At 59.0% G+C, this 5,309-nt stretch carries 7 protein-coding genes; 5 read left to right on the forward strand and 2 right to left on the reverse strand.

Going from position 1 to position 5,309, the window contains the following annotated elements; genetic code table 11:
• Positions 1-314: 314 nt before the first annotated feature.
• Complete coding sequence (locus AC1DUU_RS22060; protein WP_476785527.1) at positions 315-977, forward strand: hypothetical protein; 663 nt, start codon at positions 315-317, stop codon at positions 975-977.
• 174 nt (positions 978-1,151) lie between these two features.
• Here the strand turns inward: AC1DUU_RS22060 and AC1DUU_RS22065 are convergent, their stop codons facing one another.
• Positions 1,152-1,946: a S24 family peptidase gene (locus AC1DUU_RS22065; protein WP_476785528.1), complete on the reverse strand. Its 795-nt coding sequence runs from the start codon at positions 1,944-1,946 to the stop codon at positions 1,152-1,154.
• Positions 1,947-2,353: 407 nt separating this feature from the next.
• Between AC1DUU_RS22065 and AC1DUU_RS22070 the strand changes: the two genes are divergently transcribed.
• From AC1DUU_RS22070 to AC1DUU_RS22080, 3 genes are read left to right on the forward strand one after another with little or no spacing between them, the layout of a single operon-like run.
• Positions 2,354-2,881, forward strand: coding sequence for a hypothetical protein (locus tag AC1DUU_RS22070; protein ID WP_476785529.1), 528 nt, complete (start codon positions 2,354-2,356; stop codon positions 2,879-2,881).
• Positions 2,878-3,282 carry a hypothetical protein gene (locus tag AC1DUU_RS22075; protein WP_476785530.1) on the forward strand — a complete coding sequence of 135 codons (405 nt, stop codon included), beginning with the start codon at positions 2,878-2,880 and terminating at the stop codon, positions 3,280-3,282. The genes AC1DUU_RS22070 and AC1DUU_RS22075 overlap by 4 nt, the downstream gene beginning before the upstream one ends.
• Entirely contained in the window at positions 3,279-3,749 is a 471-nt protein-coding gene (locus tag AC1DUU_RS22080) for a hypothetical protein (RefSeq protein ID WP_476785531.1), read from the forward strand. The genes AC1DUU_RS22075 and AC1DUU_RS22080 overlap by 4 nt, the downstream gene beginning before the upstream one ends.
• Before the next feature lie 11 nt (positions 3,750-3,760).
• On the opposite strand, the gene AC1DUU_RS22085 is transcribed toward AC1DUU_RS22080, so the two are convergent.
• Positions 3,761-5,014, reverse strand: a complete 1,254-nt coding sequence (locus tag AC1DUU_RS22085; RefSeq protein WP_476785532.1) for a DUF6161 domain-containing protein — start codon at positions 5,012-5,014, stop codon at positions 3,761-3,763.
• A gap of 59 nt (positions 5,015-5,073) precedes the next feature.
• Here AC1DUU_RS22085 and AC1DUU_RS22090 point away from each other — a divergent pair.
• Positions 5,074-5,309, forward strand: a 236-nt coding sequence (locus AC1DUU_RS22090) for a ParB N-terminal domain-containing protein (protein ID WP_476785533.1), incomplete at its 3' end; no start/stop codon positions are given.

Raw genomic sequence — 5,309 nt, forward strand, 5'->3', positions numbered from 1 at the left:
GTCGTGCGCGGCCAACTCGAGCATCGCCTGAGCCATGCGGCTGACGATGGTGGCTTCAGACGAAGGGGCGGGAAGTGCCGACGGGATCGGCGTGGCGAAGGTCTGCTGGATGGAAATCATTTTCGTATGCTCCTAGTTGAACAGTTGTGAACAAGTATCGCTGTCGCGGGCCGCGCGATTGACTTTCCGCGAGCGAAGCAAAACTCTTCCGATGTTTAGGAAAACGTGCGGAGCCGGGCCTTTGACCGACCCARCCCCGCGTAACCCCTCGATACAGCATAGGAACGAGGAGCTATCCGAATGGGACCGTCACAATGGGAAATGAGCAAAGATCCGCGGCCATCGCCGCCGCCTCGGCCGGCACCTTCGCCGTTTCCGAGGCCTCTGCCGGACGGAGCGAGAACCGACACGAACTTCGCCCCGCCGCCGCCGCCGCCGAGCCGGACGAAGTAGCTAACCAACTGCACCAAGCCCGCTTTGGATTGCTGGAAAACATTGCCTACCACGCGATCCGCGAACAATTCCTGGGGCGGCTGAACAGGTTGTTCACTGGGCTTCAGGTGTTTTTGGGAACGAGTGCAATCGCCGCCATGACGGACTTGCTCTCGTTCGGCGCCCTGTGGCCGATGGTCATTTCGGCATTGGCTGGCGTCATCTTGCTGGTGATTGATCCGGCCGCCAGCGCGCGCGAACATCGTGCTTTGCGCGCGCGCCTTCACTACGTGTTGGCCGATCTCGACGAAGCAAGCCCGACGCTGGAGCACGTTCGGGCCAGCAAAGCCCGCGTACACAAAGTGGCAGCCGACGCGCCGCCGGCATTTCGCTGCGTGCAGGCCATTGCCTACAACACGGCGGTCACTGCGATTTATCCGGAGGAGGATGCGCGGCGCTATCGCTACAAAGTGAACTTTGTTCGCCGTACTTTTGCGAACTGGCTGCCGATGCGTGGCATGCGCTTCAAAAAGGAAAGCGGTTGATACGGACACGGCAACACTCCATCGCAGTGATTGCGATTGGAGCGGAAACTAAGGCGGAATAAATTCCGCGTCAACTGTGAAAGCGGAAACAATTCCGTATGACAGGAATACGAACCCGGGCGTGTCTGTTTTGGCTCTCGGGTTGCACGTCGGTGAGTCTGCTTTAACTGCCGGTTAAACGCCAAACAGCTCGTTGATGGTCAGGACTTTGTGGATGGAGACGACGGTCTCGCGCTTAAGTTCCACGGTGGCTTCCGGATTGAGTTTCCCGATGAAGATGCTCTTTTCGGTGCGTTTGAGCAGTCGGCCGATCATGCCTTCCTTGCTGTCGTTGCCGTTGTATTGGATTTCTAAGACAACGGAGTCGCCTACCTTGGGAGGGCGATCGGGGTGCACAAAGCGCAGGTCGCCCGGATTGTGCTCAGGTACCATTGATGTGCCTTCAACATAGACAGCGTACAAGTTCTTGGCGCCCATCATGGCTGGTGGCCTTCGAACCCAATCAACGACGCCGCCTTCGAATTGAAACGCACCGCCCATATGCGATCCCGCCGCCGTTCCAAGCACTGGAACGTCGTTGGGTAGAGATGTAGCTGGCGGGAGGTCGATGGATGCAGGGCGAACATCATTACTCACTGAAACGTCACGCGACTTAGTACCTTCGCCAGTAAGCAGCCATTGTTCTGTTGTTTCAAGGGCTCTTGCTAGGCCAGTGAGGTTCTTTCCGTTCGGTACCTGGTCAGGGTTGGCAAGCAGCTTACGCATGCCGTCACGTGACATGCCGGCGGCCAGCGATGCGGCCTGTGCTGAAAGCTTGAGGTCTGCTAGGCGTTCCTCAATGCGACTCTGAATTGTATTTGTCATGCGCGGAATTCTATCCGCGTTGAGGCGGAATTGCAGGCGGAAGAAATTCCGTTGACAAAGCGGAATTGATTCCGCATTTTCCGCGCCATGAAGCTCAGGTCCCAACTCGTCACCGTTTCTGATGCCTACTGCGCGGCGACCAGACTGTCGCGCTCGCGAGTTTCAACGATCGTTCTCAACCGAGGTGCCACGCTCGACGGGCTGGCCGAGGGGCGGGCCGACGTAACTACCGGGACGTTCGAAAAAGCCATGCGGTGGTTCTTGGACAACTGGCCGGATGGTGCGGAGTGGCCAAGGGACGTTGATATGCCCGTTGCCGACGAGGCCCGGCCATGAAGCCTCACGAAAGGACCAAACAATGCACCACTCCGTGTTTCTGCGGACGCAAGGCCGGCGTGTCGTTGGCCAGAAGCAAGAACTCGTCTCGCCCTCTTACGACTGGCGGAAGCGGAAGGAGTGGGAAAACTATCTCGCCCGCCGCCCCAAGGTGGCTGAGGAACAGCGGGAGCGGCGTGCTGCCTGGGCGCAAAATCCCAAAAATCCAGCGCTCACCGCTCGTCGCCGGGCGGAATTGGAAATGGCCGGGATCGACTGAGGCGTCACCAACCTTTTTTGGGGAAAGCCTGATCGACCTTGTCAATCGGAGCGGGCTGGACTGTGCGAATGCGCGCCCCTTCGTCGATTTCGTCGCTTCGCATTTCCAAGGTCTCGTCGAGCCGGTTGGCAACGCCCCAGATGCCAGCGGCGCGGTCGCGCCAGATGTCATTCCGTTCGCGATTGCTTTCGGCGTCTTGTCGAAGTTCGGTTGCCGCCATTCGAATGTGATGCATGGCTCGCGGCGGCAGTTCGCTGCATGCGGCAAGCAGAAGCATCTCGAGAGCTTCAAGCTTTCCTGCAAGGAAAGCAGGGCTGAGCATAAGATCTTCTTCTGTCTCGGGCATGTCGTGTTTCCKTCCTTGGTGTCTGGCGATTCCGGGAAGGCTAGCCCGTTCCGTTTCGCGACGGAACGGGCATCATTTGCTTTCGAGGCCCGGCCATGACGCTGAGGCGCTCGCAACAGTTCCTGGCCATGCAAGGCGACCGCCTGCTTGGCCGCAGTTTCCTGCCGACCTCCTCCCCGGCGGGAAAACAGGCCGCGTCGGAGGTCACCCCTCCCGCCTTCGACGCGGCCGACCTTTCCGACAATGTGCGCATGATCGTGCGCCTCGTTTCCGAGGCCGAACAGATTTCGAGCGGGGAGGTCATTTCCCGCGCCGTCTGTTCCTACGCTGAACGCCATGTCGGTCTCCCCGGCCTACTGGGCGAATCTGAGGCTTTTGACCGTCCGCGTCACGCAAATAGCCGGGCCCACGCTTTGCAGCCCGATTTCGTCGACGGCTGCCTGACCGCCGTTCCCAACTTTCGCGCCACTTCCAACCGCTTCGGAGTATCCGCCCGATGAGCCGTCCTTCATCCGACAAGCAGCGCGCCAGCCTGAAGATGGCTTTTGCCCGCGCGGTGGAAGCGCTGGGTGGTGGCAAGATCGCCTCCGGCATCACGCGCGTAAACGCAACGATGATGTCGCTGTATTCCGCGACCCATGAGGATCAGCGCCATGCGGGGCTCGATGTCGCCTTCGATATCGACAAGGCCCATGTCGACGCAGGCAGCGAACCACCGGTTCTTTCGACCTATGCCGCGCTGCTGGGCTTCTCGCTCGCTGCGATGGAAACGAGCAAGGACGCCAGCTGCGTGACGCTTGCCGACCTGGCGCGGCTCGACCGCGAGGCCTTCGAGGTGCGCGGCGCGATCTACGAAAGCCTGACCGACGGCAAGTTCACCCCAGCCGAAAAGCGCAAGGCGCTGAAGGAACTCACCGAACTCGAAACCATCATCATTGCCATCAAGGCGAAGGTCGAAGCGGCATGATAAACCTCGTGTCAGGCCGGTCTAGTCATCCTGGCCAGGGATTCCAAATAGGCCGCAACCTCCGGCGGCTCGGTTCCTTCCGTTCCGTGCCCTGGGGCGGGGCGGAAGAGCGCATTGAGAATGATCGGCCTGCTGTCAGCGTCGGCGCGTCCTGCTTCGGTCAAAGTAAAATAGGTGTCGAGCATGGTCTCTCGCATGCGCGCGTCATCTTTCAGCATCATAGATCGCGTGAAGTAGCGAATTACCACCCGCAGCGCCCAGAGGTAGGCGAAAACCGGCACGGAGATTATGACGAGCCGGGTCAGGAAGTGCGCGAATACTGCTCCGGTGCCGCCAGCCCCAAGCAGTACTACAATGTCGAAATTGTTGACGAAACGGACGACGGCCGGCCCGAGACCAAAAGCGGCAATGAATGGGATAGCTACCATCGCAATCAGAAGCCAGACCGTGTTTTTGAAGGACCTACGGGCCTCGCTGTATCGCTTCGACCAGGTTTCGCGGGCGCGATCGAGCTGCAATTCCTGACGAATGGACTTTTCGAAGCTTGTGAGCTGACCCTGCAGCTCCTTCATCCTGTCTTGTTCGCCGATGATTTTCTCGTCGAGCTCGTCCAGCATCTCTCCATGCGTGTTTTTGTCGGCCACAAGCTTTTCTGCAAGTTTCTTGCGCGAACTCTCGAGCCTGTCGAGAAGTGCTTGTTGTACCGCCACTTTTTCATTGACGCGGCCTGCAATCGTCGGCTGGAATTCAGCGACATTCTTTGCTGCGGCATAGTCCGAGAGGGCAAGCATAAGGTCCATTCGGGCGCGCGGCGCTGTTTCATCGAAATTCGGCTGGGGAACATTCGGCCGACGCTCAACCAGAGGGGCGACAACGACAAGATTTCGGATGAACCGCGCTTTCGCCTCAGGCATAGGCTCGCGCGAGACCTGCTTCAAAGTATCGATACGATCCTGGTCAAACATGGGCAAGGGCGAACGCACGAACTTGGCGGCGTCTGGACCGTCGAAGATGCCCGGGCCTTGTCGCTGGAGAACACCCGCACACCAGGCGGCCATAGCATCGAAAAGGTGCTTATTGTCGAACGGCTGCGATGCCCCCGCCTCGTCGAGGTATCGGATATCACGAGCCAGTTGGAACAATTGCTGGTACAGAACGGCTTGTTCGCCCGCAGCCTTTTGTGCCTCTGCTACGGCACTTTTTCCTTCGAAGACCTTTGCGCGCTCGGCAAAAACCTGAAAGATCGTATTTGCGATTTCTTGCATACTTCCCCCCGTAGCCTGAACACCTATTCGATGCTGGCCTTTTGTCAAAGGGGGACGGCATGAACGATCTTCCCATCCATCCGCTGGCTAACTTGTTTCCGATGCTAACCGAGCAGGAAATTCGGGAGCTGGCCGACGACATTGTGACCTATGGCCAGCGCGTGCCGATCATGCTGCTCGATGGGCAGGTGCTGGATGGTCGCAACCGGCTTGCAGCTTGCCGTTTTGCGGAGGTCGAGCCGGTCTTCGCGCGATATGAGGGCGACGACCCACTTGGCTTCGTGCTGTCTCACAA

Source organism: Aminobacter sp. P4_H6_2, assembly GCF_056400805.1.

Excerpts from the sequence above, each read along its gene's own strand:
- AC1DUU_RS22060 (WP_476785527.1), top strand. The coding sequence starts at position 315 with ATGGGAAATGAGCAAAGATCCGCGGCCATCGCCGCCGCCTCGGCCGGC.
- AC1DUU_RS22085 (WP_476785532.1), bottom strand. The coding sequence starts at position 5,014 with ATGCAAGAAATCGCAAATACGATCTTTCAGGTTTTTGCCGAGCGCGCA.
- AC1DUU_RS22075 (WP_476785530.1), top strand. The coding sequence starts at position 2,878 with ATGACGCTGAGGCGCTCGCAACAGTTCCTGGCCATGCAAGGCGACCGC.
- AC1DUU_RS22080 (WP_476785531.1), top strand. The coding sequence starts at position 3,279 with ATGAGCCGTCCTTCATCCGACAAGCAGCGCGCCAGCCTGAAGATGGCT.